Genomic DNA, 17,224 nt, shown 5'->3' with positions numbered 1-17,224 from the left:
CTGAACTCTCCAACGCTCGTTGACCAAGCGGCGGCCCGATCGAGCCAATGCGGTGCGGTGAGCGCACAAGTCCGCAATGTAGCTCCTTCGGCACCGCTTATCGCCCGGAGCAGGCCGCGTGGACGCAGAAAGACAAACCGGGGAAACTGATGGGCAGCACCAGGGGACTTTTTATCGGCGCGTATGTATTCGCGGGGCTGACGGCCATCGTGCTGTGGCTTGCCGATCGTGCGCTGCTTGCCGAGAGCGGTCTTGAAGATCACTTCGCGGAGAATGCAACCGCGGCGCTCTATCTGGCGGCGAGTTTGCTGGTGCTCGGCGCCTATGTCTCGTCGCGCACGCAGCCAGCGAAATTCTTCGGCCGGGATACTGTCGGCAATTTGTGGCTACCGCTGCTGGCGATTTTCTTCTTCGTGTGCTTTGGCGAGGAGGTGAGCTGGGGGCAGCGCGTGTTCGGCTGGGGTACGCCAGATGCCTGGAAAGAGGTCAATGGCCACCATGAGACGAACCTGCACAATCTGCTCGACAATGCCCAGTTAGGTACACTGCGCATTCTGACGGTGATTGCGCTCGGCTATGGGGTGCTAGTGCCGCTGGCCGACCGCTACTGGCCTTGGGGGCGGCGCACGATTGCCTGGTTCGGCATGCCGGTGCCTCCGTTGGAGGCCGCCGGGCTGTTCGTCATGGTGTTCATCGCCTACCGGGTACTGGTGGTCGTTTATCCGCCGCTGGATTCTCCATACGGCAAGCCCATACGCGAGTATCACGAGGCGGGTTACGCAGCGGCGTTCCTCGTGATCTCGTTCAGCCTCTTCCTCGACTACTGGGGCTTCAATCGCCGAAATTAATGGCGCGCGATCGACAAGGCGCAGCGGCTGGCGGGCACGCTGCGCCTCTTGTTCTCGGTCAAGGCCTAGAGCGAGGGGTAATCGGTGTAGCCGCGCTCCTCGCCCGCGTAGAAAGTGTCGGGATCAGCCGGGGTGAGCGGGGCTCCGTCGCGGAGCCGTTCCACGAGGTCCGGATTGGAGATGAATGGGCGGCCGAAGGCGATGAGGTCGGCGAGCTTTTTCTCGCGCGCCTCGAGTGCGAGCTCCAACGTGTAGTTGTTATTCACCATGTAGAGGCCGTTGAAGGCGCGGTGGAGCTTCTGCAGGTCGAAACCGCCGGCAGGGTTGCGGTCGCCGCGGGTTTCTCCCTCGATGACGTGGAGGTAGGCCAGCTTATAGGGATTGATTTGCTCGATGAGCGACAGATAGAGCGGCTCGGGGTTTGAATCACCGATGTCTCCGAATGTCGTGAGCGGCGAGAGCCGGATGCCGACGCGGTCGCTTCCGCAAACTTTGGTCACTGCGTCGACCACCTCGACGACAATGCGGGTGCGGTTCTCGATCGAGCCGCCGTAGCGATCGTCGCGCTTATTGGTCTTGTCGGACAGGAATTGCTGCAGCAGGTAGCCGTTGGCGGAATGGATCTCGACGCCATCGAAGCCGGCATCGAGCGCGTTCTTTGCTCCGCGGGCGTAGTCGGCGATGATGCCAGGGATCTCGGCTGTCTCCAGCGCGCGGGGTGTGACGAGCGGCTTGAAGCCCTCATACGTATAGGCCTGCTGATTTACTGCCAGAACCGCGCTGGGGGCGACGGGCAACGCGCCGCCGGGCTGGAGGTCGGGGTGAGAGATGCGGCCGACGTGCCAGAGCTGCAGGAAGATGCGGCTGCCTTTGTCATGCACGGCTTTGGTCGTCAGCTTCCAGCCGGCGACCTGTTCTGGGGACCAGATGCCAGGCGTGCGGATGTAGCCCTTGCCTTGGGGCGAGATGTTCGTTGCCTCGGATATGATGAGCCCTGCGGAGGACCGCTGTGCGTAGTATTTGGCCTGAAGCTCGCCCGGAACACCGGCGTCGTCGGCGCGCGATCGGGTGAGGGGGGCCATCACGATGCGGTTCGCGAGGGTGTAGGGGCCGAGTTGGACGGGATCGAAAAGATCAGTTCTCGCCGCCGCGGCAGCGCTCGCATTCGACATCTCGAGATCTCCTTTAGATAGTCGTCGAACTATCTAGGAGGCGCGCGTCGCTCCGACAAGGGACGCGTGGCGCGCTGGCGGAGCCCCAAAAAACAAAGAGGCCGCCTTTTTGGGCGGCCTCCGTGAGACTTCGGCGGCGAGAGTGCAGCGGTTGTTGCGCTGCGCCGCTGATGCGTCAGGCGTGCACCGGAGGCAAATCCGGCCTGAACCCGAGCGACCGCGACATCGCCGTCCTCAAGATCCCACTCGACATCGGATCACCTCCTTTCGCTGTTGAAACTGTGTGTCAGCGTGCCATGATTTTGGCTGCCTGAAAAGTTAAGTTATGGAAAGCTGCCGTCGGGCATTGATCGATGGTCAGCTCTCATGCTTTGACCGTTACGGCTTCAACTTTCGCGGGTTGATGTTCCTGGCGATCACCCTGCAGTTAGTCCTCTATAGGGGTTGTGCAGACGCCATTTGCACGCGCTGAACGAAAACCGTTGCTGCTACATGCGAATCACCGCTCTCGTTTTGGAGCTTAGCCGCTGAAGGCTGTTGCAGCCTGATCCGGTACTTCATTGAGGGCGCGGATTATGGGTAATCCCCGACGTTGGATCAGGCAGTTCTGTGCTTCGGCGCTGGGCGTGCAGAAGGACGTAGAGCTGTGGTGGACTCCGGAGCTGCCGGTGGTCTACGTCAACAATCCGAAGTGCGGCTGCTCGACGGTCAAGAACAGCCTCCGACAAGCGCAGGCCGCCCGCTTCCGAGACAAAGGACGCGGCAGCTTTACTCTCGTTAATGATCCCCACAAGGGTGACGACTGCCTGAAGCAGCGCGGCATCGACGACCTTGTGCGCAGCGATGCGCGGCTCGTCATCTCGTGTGCACGCAATCCGTTCTCGCGGGCGCTGTCGGGATATCTCGACAAGGTGGTGAATGGTGATCCATCGCTGTATCGCGAGTTTCGCGGTCGCCACCCGCATAGCTTCGAGGCCTTTCTCGAGGCACTGCTAAGCGCCAAGTCACAGACGCTCGATCCGCACTTCCGGCCACAATATCTCAACTTGTGGCTGACGGGCGTGTCGTATGACGCGGTCTTCTATCTTGAAGACATCGCGACGTTGCGGCGGGCTTTGAGCGGGACAATCGGCGAGTTCGAGCTCGAGACCTTTGCGCCCCATTCGCGCCGTGCGCAGGAGAAGATGCGCACGTATTACACGCCGCGTGCGGTCGAGCTGGTGAAAGCAGTCTACGAAGAGGACTTTGTCCGCCTCGGCTACAGCCGGAACGTTGAGGAAGCGACCGAGGCGCCGGGTGCCTACTGGACGCCGCGCGGGATTGTGCAGTCAGGGCGAGAGGGGCACCTCAAGCCCACGAGCGGACTGGAAAGTCTGCGCTCGCTCATCCGCTACTGGCGTCTGGTCGAAGCGCGAGTGATCTGAGCTTCATCTCCGGGCGCCGGTGAGGTGATCGCCTCTCCGGCGCCTAGTGACCGCTGCTGATGCGATTGCGGACAACAGGACAGGCGCTCGCCCGCTCACCTCGGGTTGATGCGGCTGATCTTGGTGCCTTCGAGCGTCAAGTTATACATCAGGCCCTTCGGATCGAGAATGAAGCCGACGACTGGGCTGGTGATCTTGTTGGTGTCGATCGAGCCGCCGATGCCCACCGTGATCACGGCAACTGACGCGTCGGCGCCGATTTTCCAGCCGGCGGTGCGGCGGAATTGCTCCAGAGCCGAGTGCGTCATGAACATGATGATGACGGATCGCTCCTGGATGCCGAGCTGAAAGCCGACCGAGGCGGAAACGGTATTGTAATAGTCGACCGAGCGCTGCTGTCCGCTGATGCGGAGTGCGCCTTCGCCATACTCGCCACCGAAGCCGAAGCCTGCCTTGACCACCGAAGGGAAAACGAGAATGCCAACGGACTTGTTGGCGAGTTCGCGGGCGCCGCGCACGTTGGCAAAGAAGCGGTCGAGCGTTGCGTCGACGCCGATATCGATATCGTAGGCGGATGCTGCCCGGGTGGGTGCCGAAACGGCGAGAGCAGCGGCAAATGCGAGACACGCGCAGAGAAGGTTGCGAAACATCGTTGATTTTCCTTGGTATCTTTTCGTGCGTGTGTGACCGGCATTTGCGGCCAAAATGGTGCGGAGCGGCGCGCGAGGACTTTTGCATCACAGCAATTGGGGGAAATGCTACGCTGCGCGCGGGCGCGTTCTTGCCGCTAGTGGGGGTGCAAATGATATTGGGTCTGTCGATTGAGAGCTTCACCTGGTTGCATGTGGCGCTGAGCCTTGTCGGTATTGCGACCGGGCTGGTTGCGCTGGTCGGCATGTTGAGGAGCGCAACTCCAGGGCTGGCCACGCATGTCTTTCTGGCGACGACTGCGGCCACGACCATCACGGGGTTCTTGTTCCCCATTACGGCATTCACCCCGGCGCTCGGGGTTGGTGTGATCTCGCTGCTGCTGCTCGTTGCGGCGTACGCCGCGTTCTATGGGCTGCGGCTGGGAGGGGCATCGCGCTGGGTCTACGTCGCCACTGCGATCGCCGCGCTCTATCTCAATTGCTTCGTGCTGGTGGTGCAGGCGTTCCAGAAGATTCCTGCGCTTGCCGCGCTGGCACCGACCCAATCAGAGGCGCCGTTCGTTGCCGCGCTGGGGCTTTTGCTGGTTGCCTTCCTGTGGTTTGGCTGGCGGGCGACGCGCAGCTTTCATCCAGTCGGCTTGGTGCCGGCCTGACGGCCGCTCCGCTATTCCCTGACGCAATCGTAGCCGCTGTCACGCAGTGAGCGACACAGAGCCAGCGCGTCGTCGAGATTGGCAAAGGGCCCGAGCCTGACGCGATAGATTGCACTGTCGGCGAACGCGGTCTCGGCGATTTGGGGGCGTCGCGGTCCAAGGCCGAAGCCGCGCTGCGAGGTTAGGCGGACCGCCAGTGCGACTGCTTCACTGCGGGAATGGGCTTGCCCGACGAGCAGGCGGATCTCGGACGGCGGCAGGTCCTGCGCGGGGGCGATTGACACTTCTGTGACGAACGGCGTGAGGGCCGCAGTTGATGAGGCCGTCGTGCGTGGTTTCGACGTGGTGCTCGCGTCGCTCTGCTTGCGTGCCGGGGGTAACGGTGCAAGCGAGACCTGCTGCTTGGCCCAAGCCTTTGGCCGGGCCGCGGGAACCTCGGGCTTGGGCTCCTGAAGGGCGCCGGTCGAAATGGCGACGTCTGAGGGTGCCCAACTTCTGGCTGGCTCTGCAGCCGCCGGAACTGAAGCGGTATCGGCGCGGACACCGGTACCGAGTTCCCGATAGACGGCGTGCAGGCTCTCCGTCGCGTCGGTTGTTTCGCTTTCCGACAGGCCGCCGGAAGAGAGCGCCTGGGTCAGATCGGAAATGGCGTCATTTGGCCTCCCGGCGCGACGATGCGCGAGGCCGCGATAATAATATGCCTTGGCGAGCTGCGGGTCGGATAGGCGCCCGCGCAACGCAGCGTTGATGCCGCCGATGGCCGGCTCGGTCTCGCCGGCGCGGTAACGCTCGATCGCCTTGGCGAGGATCTCGTCGGCGATATCGGCGGCGGCCGGCAGGCTGAAGCCGAGGGCCAGCAGAAAGACGGTGCTTGCGAATGTGCGAGTAGCGCGGCTCACGTGCGGCCTCGGAATGAATAGCCGGGGGCACGCGGAGCTCAATTGGCGCCGGTGCAACCCCGACTATTCTCCGATTCGGCTTGCGCGCAGCTAGCGGCGCTGAGCATCCGTTGTGGAGGACCGGGCGAGAAGGGGGCTTTGCTTACTAATAGGGCGATTGATCTGCAGGCGTTAACGGGACCGTTGTTAGCGTATGCTAGCGATGGCGCCAGGGAGCCCCCCATGAGCAGGTTCGACGACAGCGGTCTCACCATTCGCCCGATGCAGCCGGCGGATCTTTTTATCGCGGCAGACTGGGCAGCGGCCGAGGGGTGGAATCCGGGGCTCGGCGATATGCCGTGCTTCGCCGCTATCGATCCGCAGGGTTTCCTGGTTGGCGAGCATGAGGGGCGGCGCGCGGCGATCATCTCCAACGTCAATTATAGCGACGGCTTTGCCTTTCTTGGTTTCTATATCGTGCGCCCGGAGCTGCGCGGTCGCGGTTACGGCTGGCGAATCTGGCAGGCGGCGCTGCAGCATTCGAGGTCGCGCGTTGTCGGCCTGGATGGCGTGGTGGCGCAGCAGGACAATTATCGCAAGTCGGGTTTCAAGCTCGCGTGGCGCAATGCACGATACGGCGGCGTGCCGGCGCTGGGTGCGTTCCGCGATGATACCGTTCCGCTCTCCGACATTCCCATAGAGGTGCTCGCCGCTGACGACGCTGCGGTTTATCCCGCGGACAGAGCCGCGTTCGTGCAGTCATGGGTGGATGCTCCAGGGCACATCGGGCGGGCGCTGGTGCGTGATGGCGAGCTGTTGGGTTGGGGCGTCATTCGTCCGAGCCGCAAGGGTCGCAAGATTGCACCCCTTTACGCAAAGGACCGGGAGGTGGCGGAGACGCTGTTCTCGGTGCTGGCGGCGAGCGGCGAGGGCGAGGTGTTCATCGACGTTCCCGAGCCGAATGCGGAGGCGGCGGCCCTGGCGCTGGGGCGGGGGCTTGCGCCGAGTTTCGAGACGGCGCGCATGTATACCGGGGCGGTGCGGCCCGCCGCGATGGAGCGCGTCTTCGGCATCACGAGCTACGAGGTCGGCTGAGGCGACGGCAATTGCCGCACGGGCTTTCGCATGCGCGCGGCATGGCTTATGGGGTGGCGGAACTTCGTCACCAGGGCCCGCGCATACATGATCCGTCTCGACAATATCGGCAAGCAGAACGGCCACCAGATCGTCTTCATCGAGGCGTCGGCGGCGCTGAACCGGGGCGAGAAGATCGGCCTCGTCGGCCCCAACGGCGCGGGAAAGACGACGCTGTTCCGGCTGATCACCGGGCGCGAGCAGCCCGACGAGGGGCAGGTCTCGACCGACCGCGGCATCACCATCGGCTATTTCAGCCAGGATGTCGGCGAGATGGCGGGACGCAGTGCGGTCGCCGAGGTGATGGACGGCGCGGGGCCCGTGAGCGAGGTCGCGGGCGAGCTGAAAGAGCTCGAGACGGCGATGGCCGATCCCGACCGCGCGGACGAGATGGAAGAGATCATCGAGCGCTATGGCGAGGTGCAGGCGCGCTTCGAGGAGCTGGGCGGGTATGCGCTCGAGGGCCGCGCGCGCGAGGTGCTGGCCGGGTTGTCGTTCACGCAGGAGATGATGGACGGCGATGTCGGCGCGCTGTCGGGCGGATGGAAGATGCGCGTGGCGCTCGCTCGCATTCTGCTGATGCGCCCCGATGCGATGCTGCTCGACGAGCCGAGCAACCATCTCGATCTGGAAAGCCTGATCTGGCTGGAAGACTTCCTGCAGAACTACGAGGGCATGCTGCTGATGACCTCGCACGATCGCGAGTTCATGAACCGCATCGTGAAGAAGGTGATCGAGATCGACGGCGGCGCGCTCAACACCTATTCGGGCGACCATGACTTCTACGAGCAGCAGCGCGCGCTGAACGAGAAGCAGCAACAGGCGCAGTTCGATCGGCAGCAGGCGATGCTGGCGAAGGAGCTGAAGTTCATCGAGCGCTTCAAGGCGCGCGCCTCGCATGCGGCGCAGGTGCAGAGCCGTGTGAAGCAGATCGCCAAGATCGAGCGCGTGGAGCCGCCAAAGCGTCGGCAGAGCGTGAAGTTCGAGTTCCTGCCGGCGCCGCGCTCGGGCGAGGATGTCGTCAGCCTGAAGGCTGTGCACAAACGCTACGGCAGCCGCACGATTTATGACGGTATCGATTTTCACATTCGCAGGCGCGAGCGCTGGTGCGTGCTGGGTGTCAACGGCGCGGGCAAGTCGACGCTGCTCAAGCTCGTTGCGGGATCGGCCGATCCGGACGAGGGCGCGGTCAACCTCGGCGCCAGTGTGAAGATGGGTTACTTCGCGCAGCACGCCATGGACCTGCTCGATGGCGAGCGCACAGTGTTCGAGGAACTGGAATACGCGTTTCCGCAGGCGGGCACCGGATCGCTGCGCACGCTGGCGGGCTGCTTCGGTTTTTCGGGCGATGACGTGGAGAAGCGCTGCCGCGTGCTGTCAGGCGGCGAGAAGGCGCGGCTCGTCATGGCGAAGATGCTGTACGATCCGCCGAACTTCCTGGTACTCGACGAGCCGACGAACCATCTCGACATGGCGACGAAAGAGATGCTGATCGAGGCGCTGGCCGGTTACGAGGGTGCGATGCTGCTGGTCTCGCACGACCGGCGCTTTCTGGCGGCGCTATCGAACCGCGTGCTGGAGCTGACGCCCGAGGGCGTACACACATACGGCGGTGGCTACACGGAATACGTCGAGCGCACCGGCCAAGAAGCGCCTGGGCTGCATCGTTGATATCAGCCTCCGGGGTCTTGGATGTACTCCCCTTGGATATTCGGCGGGACAAACTTGAATTTGCCCCGGCTTACGCTCCCAACTGGCTGGCCACGCTCGGATGCGAAATCAAACGTTCCCAAATAAACTAGCCCCTCAAAATAGTTCGACGGAGGCGAGGGAGCTTGCGTCGGCGGCTGCCCGTGTCCGATGAACCGCAGGTCGGCAGCACCATATAGACCTTTCATCCGGTTCTTGAGATAGCTTTCCATATAGGGCTTGATCTCGACGGGGTTCGTCGAAATCAACCATGCGTCCAAGGAGCCTGCAATGACGTAGTTGCCGTCTGCTGTTCGATACAGATTGGCGCGCGGAAACCCGCCATGGTCGAACGCGATTTCCTTGGAAGCCCGCGCACCGTTTCCGCTGACAACCAAGTAGCGCTGGAATTCGGCGAGATGGCTCACCGCATTGACCAACTCGACAGTGGCGACCAGTCCGGTATCGCCGAGCTTTGCCGACGCTGAGTAATCACCTCCGAAGATGTTGTGGCGCAGATGAGGATCGAAAAAGAGATAGCAGCTTGAGACAAAGAAGAGAATGACAACCACGGTGCCCCACGCGACCACCCTTAAGAAAATTCGCAGCGCCTTCCACATTGGTCGCGGTTCTCGAAGCGTTGGTTAGGCATGGCTTGCAGCTTGGCTGTGGCGTTTTTTTGGCGGTATGGAAGCAGTAGAACCGTGCTGTACGGTGCTGACGATCTTTCTTGGGCACGAAGCGAGTGGAGTCGGCTTCGGCACCAAGAGGCGCCGGGGCTGCATCGTTAGAAGAGGGAGCGCATGACGCGGGCGCACGGTTTGGTCTGCGGCGCAGGGGTCGCGTTATTGCTGGCGGCAGCCGCCGAGGTACCAGCAATCGCAGACGGCTCATCGAAGCCGTACGGCGCCGGTGGGCGCTTTGCCGTCTACTTCCCGGTCGTCGCGAAATACAACAAGAGCGGCGAGACGTTCAGGGTCGAAGGCGTTTGCCGCTCGGCATGCACGCTGTTCCTGTCGATCCGCAACGTGTGCGTCGATCGAAAGGCGCTTGTCTCATTTCACGCCGGGCCAGACCGGGTGACGAAGAAGTGGAACGCCAGTTCCACCTCGACGAAGACAATGCTCGCTGCGTACAAACCTGAGTTGCGCGCGTATCTTGTGAAGGGGCATCACGTGGACTCGGCGAGGTATCACACGCTCTCGGGCGCGACGCTGATCGACAAGTTCGGCTACCCAGAATGCGCGCCACGCACGCCGCCGCTTCCAGTGCGCGCGGAGCGCTGAGCGGCTAGCTGCGCCGCGATTTCGTTATCCGGCGACGCAGCTGGGGTAGGGGGCCTGCTCGCCGGCAACGATGGGACACAGGCGGACCGGTCCGAGGTCGTGCAGGCGTTGCATCCAAATGGCATCGTCGAGAGCGGGAGGCTTGTCGGTCGGTGCCGACCGCTCCGCCCACTGGATGGTGTAGTAATCCTGCGCACCTCTGATTGTGACGATGAGCGCGGTTTCGCCCCGCGTGCCGTCACTGGACGTATAGCTACCGCACCCGGCAACCGCGGCGAATCCATCAAAGGTGCCGACGTGCAGCTTGCCCAGGGCCTTGGAAGAGAATGAGCCGGGGCACGATTTCTTGAATCCGTTGGCGAGCAATCCCGCGAAGGACTCCGGGGTGATGTCGCGATTGTTCGCCAAGCCCTTGGCGCCGGTCACACTGATCATCTGGGTCCAGTGGTCGACCGTCTCGCCTTTAGGCACAGACTCGCGCAGGTAGCGATCCGGGACTGCCTTCTCGAACGCCGGCGCGAAGTTCGCCGGCTGGGAAACCACCAGCAGCTGACTGAAGATGGGGGCGATGGTGGTGAACTTTTGCGGTTCAGCGTGCGCCGCGGTGGCTGCCGCCAGAACAGAAATGAGCAGCGCGCTGCGCAGGTGATGCAAAGCTTTCTTGTATGCCATGGATGGGATCCCCGGGAATGTCGGAGCCTAGCACGCTCCTACTGGTGCCGCATCTAGCGCTTCAATTCGGATCGCTCCACGTAGACCTGCCCGCCGAGGTCGCGGAATTTCTGGCTCATCTCGTCCATGCCGGCCTGGCGGGCGGCGGCATTGCCCGCGTCGCTTTCGGGGTCGACCTGGGTCGTTTCCTCGGCGAGTTCGACAGCTCCCTCGTTCAGGCGTGAAGCGTAATCGCGCACCTGCTGGGTGATCTCCATGGAGCAGAACTTCGGTCCGCACATGGAGCAGAAGTGCGCGACCTTGTGGGCGTCCTTCGGCAGCGTTTCGTCGTGGAAGGCGCGCGCGGTGTCGGGGTCGAGCGAGAGATTGAACTGATCCTGCCAGCGGAACTCGAAGCGTGCGCGGCTCAAGGCATCGTCGCGCAACTGCGCGGCGGGATGACCCTTGGCGAGGTCCGCGGCGTGCGCGGCGATTTTGTACGTGATGACGCCCACTTTCACGTCGTCGCGATTGGGAAGGCCGAGGTGCTCCTTCGGCGTCACGTAGCAGAGCATCGCGGTTCCGAACCAGCCGATCATGGCGGCGCCGATGCCTGAGGTGATGTGGTCGTAGCCGGGGGCGATGTCGGTGACGAGCGGACCCAGCGTGTAGAACGGTGCTTCGCCGCATTCGCGCAGCTGCTTCTCGACGTTGACCTTGACCTTGTGCATCGGCACGTGGCCGGGGCCTTCGATCATCACCTGGCAGCCCTTGTCCCAGGCGATCTTGGTGAGTTCGCCCAGCGTTTCCAGCTCGGCGAATTGCGCGCGGTCGTTGGCGTCGGCGATGGAACCCGGGCGCAAGCCGTCGCCGAGCGAGAACGAAACGTCATAGCGGCGCATCAGGTCGCAGATCTCGTCGAAGTGCTCGTACAGGAAGCTTTCGCGGTGATGGGCGAGGCACCACTTGGCCATGATCGAACCGCCGCGGCTCACGATGCCGGTGACGCGCGTGGCGGTGAGCGGCACGTAGCGCAGGCGCACGCCGGCGTGGATGGTGAAGTAGTCGACGCCTTGCTCGCACTGCTCGACGAGTGTGTCCTTGAAGACGGACCAATCGAGTTTGACGGGATCGCCGCCGACTTTCTCCAGCGCCTGGTAGATCGGCACGGTGCCGATGGGCACAGGCGAATTGCGGATGATCCATTCGCGGGTGGTGTGAATGTTGCGTCCGGTGGACAGGTCCATCACGGTGTCGGCGCCCCAGCGGATTGCCCACACCATCTTCTCGACCTCTTCCTCAACCGATGAGGTGACCGCGGAGTTGCCGATGTTGGCGTTGATCTTCACCAGGAAGTTTCGGCCGATGATCATCGGCTCCAACTCGCCATGGTTGATGTTGGCGGGGATGATGGCGCGGCCGCGGGCCACCTCGTCGCGCACGAACTCGGGCGTGATGAAGGGCGGGATGGAGGCGCCGAAGCTCTCGCCGTCGTTGAGGGCAGCGCGAGCGCGCTCCAGCATGGCCGAGCGTCCGAGGTTTTCGCGATGGGCAATGTAGGCCATCTCTTCTGTGATGATGCCCGCGCGCGCGAACTCGAGCTGGGTGATCGGCGAGCCTTGCTCTGCCGTTGGTGATTGGAGCTGCCCCTCACCCCGACCCTCTTCCCGCTCGCGGGGAGAGGGGGAGACGCCGCGCATGGGCTGCGGCTTGTTGGAGAAATCGCGGGCAAGGTGTGCGCCCGAAACGTTGCCGTTGTCCTCGGGCTTTACAGAGCGGCCTTGGTAGGTCTCGACGGCGCGCTTCTTGACCCAAGCTTCGCGGTGGCGCGGCAGGCCGCGCATGACGTCGATCGTAACCGTGGCGTCGGTGTAGGGGCCGGAGCTGTCGTAGACGCGGAATGCCGGCTCGCTGCTTTTCTCCGCCATGGCGATCTCGCGGAAGGGAACCTGCACCTCGGCGAAACCATCGGGGGCGGAGTAGACTTTGCGCGAGGCAGGAAGAGGCCCGGTCGTCACTTTGGGCAACGTCAGATCGGAGCTGCGCGTCGGCTTGTTCATGGGGGTCACCTTTGCTGGCCGGCGGGGGCGGAGACGGCAACGATCGGACCCAGGGGAAAGCCGAAGTCGTTGCGGTTGATGTCGGGGGCGTAGAGGCGGCAGATCGAGCCGTCGAGATAGAGCGCGTTCGGTGTCTTCAGGACGTCGCGGAAGACGCGTGCGAATTGGTGGAACGTGACCGGGTCGTCGGCGAGCGCGAAGATCACCTCGCTGCCCTTCACACCGACGCCGTTGCGGCGATTGCGCGAGGTGCTGTCCGCGAGAAAGCGCGGGTGTAGCTTGCCGTCGATGACCAGCATCGGCCCGGACTGCGTCGCGAATTTGGGTGTCAGTTTGCGGCGCGCGAAGGCCTTCGTTTCAAGCACGCCAGCTGATTTGCCGGTGATGTAGAAGACGCCGTTGGGCTTCATGCTAAAATTGCCCGGGCCATCAGCGGTGGAGAGGCGCTTCAGTTCGCGGCCGCCCTCGACGTAGAGGCCGACGGGCGAGCGGTCCTCGTGATACATGCCGGCATTCATGGCGAAGAGCAGCGTGCGGCCGCGCTTTTGCAGAGTGTCGCGTACGCGCTCGAATTGGCCGAGTGTGGCGCCATTTTCGTCGCGCAGGAACAGCTCGATGCCATCGCGCACATTGAAGCTGCAGATGACGTAGCGCACGTTCTCGATATCGGTCGTGCGGCAGGCAGCCTGGCAGGCGAAGGCGCTCGCTGCGAGAGCGAGCACGATCAAAACGGCACGAGAAAAGTGCTTAAAATTGCCAGCTTCCATATTCCGTCCCTTCGCCGGTACGAACCGGATCAGGTTCTAAGGGTGCTCGCGCGATCAACGCGATCTCAGCCGGTTCGCCGGCGCCCCTCGGAACGGGCGTAATCTGCGCGTTTGTGCGCGGAGATGCAACCCCGCCGGAATCTGGTGGTGCGTAGCCTCACTGCAACAGCAGGGACACAACGCGCGATTTAGTGGGGAAAGATGCCGGACGCGCGCATTAGGTAGTTGAATATTTTCGCCGGTCTTTGTCGTCTTAGGTGGATTGGATCGAGCAAGGCGGTGAACGGGTCGATGGGTGAGTGCAGGAGTGGTGCTGTCGAGGGACGGCACGAGCATGTTTTCGTACATTCGAGCTTCCGTACATCGAGTACATGGTTCTGGCTGGCGTTGCGGCGCTCGCCAAATGTATGTGCCTACTACGAAGTCTTTCACACGATGCTGGCAGATCTCGAGCCGGGTGATCTGCAGAGGCACCGCTACGACAGTTGGCCGTCCGGGCACCCTGCTGGCGATCCCTACTTTGTCGAATATGCCCCGCTGCTGGGCGACAAGGGTGTATCTGGCTACTTCGAAGATATGGCCTTCGATCGGTTCATACCCGAAGGCGGCTTAGCGGGGGCACTATCTGTGCCCGAAATCCAATACCTCGGGCGATTGATAGCAGTTGCGCGGGATGCGGGTTCGCTCCCCATACTCACCGCCTGCCGCAGCCTCGGTCGCATCGGCGCGATCAAGCGGCAGTTCGGCGGCTGGAACATTTTCCTTTATCGGAATTTGTTTCAACAGTGGATGTCGTATCTGGGCCGTTACCGGGGAGGTAACGGAGGCTTCTTCTCGACCATTGAGCAGACGCTGTCGCGAAGCCGGCATGATCCGTTCATGGCGCGGCTGGCCAAGGAGTGTCTGCATGATGAAGGCAACGCGGGTACGCTGAAAGACGTCGATGCCGCGTTCCGCGCCTTTATGTCCGTGCACCTCTATCTTTCGATCAACGCGTTCCGAGAGGCAGAGCAGGTCGTCGACGTCAATCGCCTGGTGAGCGACGAGGATTACCGCGCCGAGACCGTCGATGTGATTGAGCGCGCAACGGGGCTTTGCGTCGATTTCGGCGACGGCAGGGAGAGGATCGAAAGTGCCGGCCTGCAGAGGCATGCCCCCTCCAATCCAGGAGACGTCGTCGAAGGATTGTTGGAGACGGTAGCCGAGCATCTGCAGCTTGGCGCGGCGGATCCCGCTTATCAGTTCGGAGTGAGGCTCGCCAAGGACTGCCTCGAGGAAGAGGCGCGCTACCGTTTCTATACGGACGGCCTCAAAGCCGAGCAGCAGGCGCGGCAGCGCGCGCTGGAGGACAGCAGGAGCTGGAAGGTCGCGCAGTCGCTGAGGGCGCTGTGCAGATGGCAGCCGAGCCTGGCGAGCCTTGTTGGGCGGCGCTGACGATCAGGCGGCAGCGCGTGCGGCAACGGCACTGGCGACCCAGCTCGCGATTTTGTCGGTGGCTGGCGGGCCATCCTGGCGGAGGAGCCGTTGGCCTTCCGACGTTGCCGCGTAGCGGAGCACGGCCGCGCATACGACGCCGGCTTCGGCTGCGGCGACTGATGTGGCGTCCAGATAGCCGGCGCCCGTGAGAAGCTGTGAGTGAGTCCCGCGCAGACCGGGAATGTCCATCACGAGACGGGCCTGCTGCTGCCACAGGCGCAGCGTCGCTGCGCTGATGCCGAGCGGTCGGAGCGTTGTGGCGGAGGCTTCGGGATCGGCCGCGAGAAGGTCGGCGACGGTGAAGATGCCCGCTTCGGCGAGCTTCTGGGCCGAGCGCGTGCCGATCGAAGGGGCCGCTTCCACGTCATCCGATGCCTTGAGGAACACGCGTGGGGCGCTGCGGGTCTCGGCGGCCTCGGGCGTCTTTGCTGCGGCGGGCGTAGCCGCCGTCGTGCGCGTCGCTTTTTGGCTGGCGGCTGGTTGCGCGGGCGCACTGGTGGCGAGTCGTTGGGCGCGTGCGGCGGCCTGTTGTGCTTCGCGCGGAGCGATGACTTCCTTCGCGTGCAGGTCGCGCACGGCCCGGTCGTCTTCGGGTAACGTCGCCTCGACGCGGCCGGTGGCCTGCAGCTCCTGATACATGGCGCGCACCTGGGCACGATCCTCGGCGTTGGCGAGCTTTTTCTCGACGAACTTCATCGGGATCTGCAGCGTGGCGAGGAATGTCTCCGCGGAGAGAGAGACTTGCGGTGGCGTCGCCCCGCTTTCAGCGAATGCGCGGTCGAGGATGCGCGCGAACGCTTTCGATGCCTCAATGATCAGTTCGGCGACGAGCGTGCGGGCGGTGTCGTCGAGGCCGGATGGCGGATCGGCGATGCCGCGATGAATGTCGTAGTGGGCAATGAGGCGTTCGTATTGCCGGTTGGCCGTCTCGGCGCCTACGCAGATCAGTTCCTGCAGCCATTGCGCACTCGCCGGGATGGTGACTCCACTCGTGGCAAAGCGCTCGCGAGCGAGCGCGGCGAGCGCATCGTAAGAGCGATTGATGCTCCACTCGCAGGCACGGTGGATGGCGTTCTCGGCTTCGGTTTGGCCGGTGTGAAAAGGGTGGAACGGGTCGGTCACGTAGTGGCTGAGAACACCCGCGGCATAGACCGCTTCCTCCCAGGCCTCGGCGCGCAGCTTTTCGAGCAGCATCGCATACCACTCGACGGCTTTTTCCGGCGCGCCGCCCCAATAGTCGTCTCGCACGTGCAAGACGTGGTTCTTGAAGTCCTTGAAGACGTTGTCGGGCGCTTTCGAGCCATCGAGATAGGTCTTGGCGTGCTTGAGAAAGACGTTGCGCCACTGCTCGGCGCTTGCATCCTCAAGGTAGCTCAAGGCGTCGAGCGCGAGCTTGTGGTGCGTGCCGTTGGCGTGGGCCGCGTAAATGATGCGGTAGAGGAAGCTCATGCCGGCGCTCCGCGGTGAGGAGGGTTTGGCAGCGACGCTAGGCGAGTCGGACAGAGACGCAAACGAGCGTTGCGCCGTTGCTGCAACTTGAGGGTGGATGACTAGGCTCTATTCAAGCCAAGTAGCCGACGTAGCAAAGCCAAAGGCCGATCAGTCCTTCGGCAATGCCGCCGATGGTGAGGTAGGACTTATTATCGAGCATGCGGTTGCCCACGCCCATGACCGTCTGCGGGAAGAGCATACGCGCGGCGCCGCCAATGACCGCGAGCCAGCCGAAAATAGTGATGACGATGGGCCAGCCGCCTTCCCAGACGTTGTGCGTATTGACGATGGCGAGACCGCCGAGCAGCGTGAGCAAGCCGCTGAGGAAGACCAACGGGCGGCTGGCGATGAACTCCTTCACCATGGCGCGCCAGGATTCCTGACAGGCGACCAGGCCGATTGCGAGGACGACGAGCATCGGTCCGAGCAAGCGGGCGAGAAATAGCGAGGTGTCCATGGCGTTCTCCTGGTGCGTGGAAGTGCACGTTGCAAGAGTGTGGGCCCTGTGGCGGGATGGGACAAATCACAATGGGCTGGCCGGGGGCACCTGAACGTGGATGATTTCCAATTCGCGGCTCGGACGAGGCTAAGGTGGCGGAGAGGAAAGATGCTGGTGGCGATTGCGCTGTTGGCGACGGCGCTGGCGGCTTGGTACGGACACACGTACTGGCTTATCGCTAGGGATGGAGCCACGGCGCAGGCTCTGGCGGTGAGGCCGGAGAGCGAGCGCAAACTCGGCAAAGTGGTGCTCGGCGATCCCAACCGCTACTTCGCCAGCTATCGATTTTTCGACGAGGGGGGCCGCGAGCACGCGGGGCGGCAAACGATCAGCCGTGATCTTTACGAGGGTCTATCGCAAACCGGCGACGTTACGCTGACCGTCCACTACAGCCGGTCGCGACCGGACGTTAACGTCATCGATCTCGATGCGGTGCGCTGGGTGTCGATCATTCTCGCCGCATTGGCCGGAGTCGTGTGGATTGCGGCGCTGCTGCGCGTCGTGCGCGGATGGGCTCCGCGCACCGCGAACGTTAGCTAGAAAAAA

17 protein-coding genes and 1 riboswitch are annotated in these 17,224 nt (G+C 63.2%); of the genes, 8 read left to right on the top strand and 9 right to left on the bottom strand.

Annotation, left to right across the window (positions count from 1 at the left end):
- Nucleotides 1-149 precede the first annotated feature (149 nt).
- On the top strand, nt 150-848 hold the full coding sequence (locus ACP15D_RS06720) for a hypothetical protein (RefSeq protein WP_424956772.1): 699 nt from the start codon (nt 150-152) through the stop codon (nt 846-848).
- Nucleotides 849-913: 65 nt separating this feature from the next.
- On the opposite strand, the gene ACP15D_RS06715 is transcribed toward ACP15D_RS06720, so the two are convergent.
- Nucleotides 914-2,020, bottom strand: a complete 1,107-nt coding sequence (locus tag ACP15D_RS06715) for an alkene reductase (protein WP_424956771.1) — start codon at nt 2,018-2,020, stop codon at nt 914-916.
- A 575-nt stretch (nt 2,021-2,595) separates the two neighbouring features.
- On the opposite strand from ACP15D_RS06715, the gene ACP15D_RS06710 reads away from it, so the two are divergent.
- Nucleotides 2,596-3,444, top strand: coding sequence for a sulfotransferase family 2 domain-containing protein (locus tag ACP15D_RS06710; RefSeq protein ID WP_424956770.1), 849 nt, complete (start codon nt 2,596-2,598; stop codon nt 3,442-3,444).
- Nucleotides 3,445-3,539: 95 nt separating this feature from the next.
- Here ACP15D_RS06710 and ACP15D_RS06705 read toward each other — a convergent pair whose 3' ends face one another.
- Nucleotides 3,540-4,094 carry a BPSL1445 family SYLF domain-containing lipoprotein gene (locus ACP15D_RS06705; RefSeq protein WP_424956769.1) on the bottom strand — a complete coding sequence of 185 codons (555 nt, stop codon included), beginning with the start codon at nt 4,092-4,094 and terminating at the stop codon, nt 3,540-3,542.
- Nucleotides 4,095-4,246: 152 nt separating this feature from the next.
- Here ACP15D_RS06705 and ACP15D_RS06700 point away from each other — a divergent pair, with 152 nt between their 5' ends.
- The gene (locus ACP15D_RS06700; protein ID WP_424956768.1) at nt 4,247-4,747 is read left to right on the top strand and encodes a hypothetical protein; all 501 of its coding nucleotides are present in this window, start codon (nt 4,247-4,249) and stop codon (nt 4,745-4,747) included.
- Between the two features lie 11 nt (nt 4,748-4,758).
- Here the strand turns inward: ACP15D_RS06700 and ACP15D_RS06695 are convergent, their stop codons facing one another.
- Nucleotides 4,759-5,646, bottom strand: a complete 888-nt coding sequence (locus ACP15D_RS06695) for an SPOR domain-containing protein (RefSeq protein ID WP_424956767.1) — start codon at nt 5,644-5,646, stop codon at nt 4,759-4,761.
- Nucleotides 5,647-5,868: 222 nt separating this feature from the next.
- Here ACP15D_RS06695 and ACP15D_RS06690 point away from each other — a divergent pair, with 222 nt between their 5' ends.
- Both ACP15D_RS06690 and ACP15D_RS06685 read left to right on the top strand, forming a co-directional pair.
- A complete protein-coding gene (locus tag ACP15D_RS06690) occupies nt 5,869-6,720 on the top strand; it encodes a GNAT family N-acetyltransferase (RefSeq protein ID WP_424956766.1) in 852 nt (283 codons plus the stop codon).
- 87 nt (nt 6,721-6,807) lie between these two features.
- Nucleotides 6,808-8,430: an ABC-F family ATP-binding cassette domain-containing protein gene (locus ACP15D_RS06685; RefSeq protein WP_424959182.1), complete on the top strand. Its 1,623-nt coding sequence runs from the start codon at nt 6,808-6,810 to the stop codon at nt 8,428-8,430.
- 2 nt (nt 8,431-8,432) lie between these two features.
- On the opposite strand, the gene ACP15D_RS06680 is transcribed toward ACP15D_RS06685, so the two are convergent.
- Nucleotides 8,433-9,068, bottom strand: a complete 636-nt coding sequence (locus ACP15D_RS06680; RefSeq protein WP_424956765.1) for a hypothetical protein — start codon at nt 9,066-9,068, stop codon at nt 8,433-8,435.
- Nucleotides 9,069-9,251: 183 nt separating this feature from the next.
- Between ACP15D_RS06680 and ACP15D_RS06675 the strand changes: the two genes are divergently transcribed.
- Nucleotides 9,252-9,734, top strand: coding sequence for a hypothetical protein (locus tag ACP15D_RS06675; RefSeq protein WP_424956764.1), 483 nt, complete (start codon nt 9,252-9,254; stop codon nt 9,732-9,734).
- 24 nt (nt 9,735-9,758) lie between these two features.
- On the opposite strand, the gene ACP15D_RS06670 is transcribed toward ACP15D_RS06675, so the two are convergent.
- From ACP15D_RS06670 to ACP15D_RS06660, 3 genes are all read right to left on the bottom strand, one after another.
- Complete coding sequence (locus ACP15D_RS06670) at nt 9,759-10,406, bottom strand: hypothetical protein (RefSeq protein WP_424956763.1); 648 nt, start codon at nt 10,404-10,406, stop codon at nt 9,759-9,761.
- 53 nt (nt 10,407-10,459) lie between these two features.
- A complete protein-coding gene (gene thiC, locus ACP15D_RS06665; RefSeq protein WP_424956762.1) occupies nt 10,460-12,445 on the bottom strand; it encodes a phosphomethylpyrimidine synthase ThiC in 1,986 nt (661 codons plus the stop codon).
- A 5-nt stretch (nt 12,446-12,450) separates the two neighbouring features.
- Nucleotides 12,451-13,212, bottom strand: a complete 762-nt coding sequence (locus tag ACP15D_RS06660) for a phosphodiester glycosidase family protein (protein ID WP_424956760.1) — start codon at nt 13,210-13,212, stop codon at nt 12,451-12,453.
- Nucleotides 13,202-13,310: riboswitch (TPP riboswitch) on the bottom strand. Its footprint overlaps the gene before it by 11 nt.
- Nucleotides 13,311-13,503: 193 nt before the next feature.
- Between ACP15D_RS06660 and ACP15D_RS06655 the strand changes: the two genes are divergently transcribed.
- Entirely contained in the window at nt 13,504-14,646 is a 1,143-nt protein-coding gene (locus ACP15D_RS06655; RefSeq protein WP_424956759.1) for a hypothetical protein, read from the top strand.
- A gap of 3 nt (nt 14,647-14,649) precedes the next feature.
- Here ACP15D_RS06655 and ACP15D_RS06650 read toward each other — a convergent pair whose 3' ends face one another.
- Complete coding sequence (locus tag ACP15D_RS06650; RefSeq protein WP_424956758.1) at nt 14,650-16,137, bottom strand: DUF4332 domain-containing protein; 1,488 nt, start codon at nt 16,135-16,137, stop codon at nt 14,650-14,652.
- A 112-nt stretch (nt 16,138-16,249) separates the two neighbouring features.
- Entirely contained in the window at nt 16,250-16,636 is a 387-nt protein-coding gene (locus ACP15D_RS06645) for a hypothetical protein (RefSeq protein ID WP_424956757.1), read from the bottom strand.
- A 150-nt stretch (nt 16,637-16,786) separates the two neighbouring features.
- Here ACP15D_RS06645 and ACP15D_RS06640 point away from each other — a divergent pair, with 150 nt between their 5' ends.
- Entirely contained in the window at nt 16,787-17,218 is a 432-nt protein-coding gene (locus ACP15D_RS06640) for a hypothetical protein (RefSeq protein ID WP_424956756.1), read from the top strand.
- The last annotated feature ends 6 nt before the right edge of the window (nt 17,219-17,224 follow it).

The sequence above is a fragment of the Hyphomicrobium sp. 1Nfss2.1 genome, from assembly GCF_965243865.1.
Classification (GTDB): domain Bacteria; phylum Pseudomonadota; class Alphaproteobacteria; order Rhizobiales; family Hyphomicrobiaceae; genus Hyphomicrobium_A.
The sequence above is the reverse complement of the archived record's forward strand: the minus strand, read 5'-3'. Positions and strand labels throughout refer to the sequence as shown.

Coding starts and splice junctions, on each gene's coding strand:
- ACP15D_RS06720 (WP_424956772.1), top strand. CDS start 150: ATGGGCAGCACCAGGGGACTTTTTATCGGCGCGTATGTATTCGCGGGG.
- ACP15D_RS06715 (WP_424956771.1), bottom strand. CDS start 2,020: ATGTCGAATGCGAGCGCTGCCGCGGCGGCGAGAACTGATCTTTTCGAT.
- ACP15D_RS06710 (WP_424956770.1), top strand. CDS start 2,596: ATGGGTAATCCCCGACGTTGGATCAGGCAGTTCTGTGCTTCGGCGCTG.
- ACP15D_RS06705 (WP_424956769.1), bottom strand. CDS start 4,094: ATGTTTCGCAACCTTCTCTGCGCGTGTCTCGCATTTGCCGCTGCTCTC.
- ACP15D_RS06700 (WP_424956768.1), top strand. CDS start 4,247: ATGATATTGGGTCTGTCGATTGAGAGCTTCACCTGGTTGCATGTGGCG.
- ACP15D_RS06690 (WP_424956766.1), top strand. CDS start 5,869: ATGAGCAGGTTCGACGACAGCGGTCTCACCATTCGCCCGATGCAGCCG.
- ACP15D_RS06685 (WP_424959182.1), top strand. CDS start 6,808: ATGATCCGTCTCGACAATATCGGCAAGCAGAACGGCCACCAGATCGTC.
- ACP15D_RS06680 (WP_424956765.1), bottom strand. CDS start 9,068: ATGTGGAAGGCGCTGCGAATTTTCTTAAGGGTGGTCGCGTGGGGCACC.
- ACP15D_RS06675 (WP_424956764.1), top strand. CDS start 9,252: ATGACGCGGGCGCACGGTTTGGTCTGCGGCGCAGGGGTCGCGTTATTG.
- ACP15D_RS06670 (WP_424956763.1), bottom strand. CDS start 10,406: ATGGCATACAAGAAAGCTTTGCATCACCTGCGCAGCGCGCTGCTCATT.
- thiC (WP_424956762.1), bottom strand. CDS start 12,445: ATGAACAAGCCGACGCGCAGCTCCGATCTGACGTTGCCCAAAGTGACG.
- ACP15D_RS06660 (WP_424956760.1), bottom strand. CDS start 13,212: ATGGAAGCTGGCAATTTTAAGCACTTTTCTCGTGCCGTTTTGATCGTG.
- ACP15D_RS06655 (WP_424956759.1), top strand. CDS start 13,504: ATGGGTGAGTGCAGGAGTGGTGCTGTCGAGGGACGGCACGAGCATGTT.
- ACP15D_RS06650 (WP_424956758.1), bottom strand. CDS start 16,137: ATGAGCTTCCTCTACCGCATCATTTACGCGGCCCACGCCAACGGCACG.
- ACP15D_RS06645 (WP_424956757.1), bottom strand. CDS start 16,636: ATGGACACCTCGCTATTTCTCGCCCGCTTGCTCGGACCGATGCTCGTC.
- ACP15D_RS06640 (WP_424956756.1), top strand. CDS start 16,787: ATGCTGGTGGCGATTGCGCTGTTGGCGACGGCGCTGGCGGCTTGGTAC.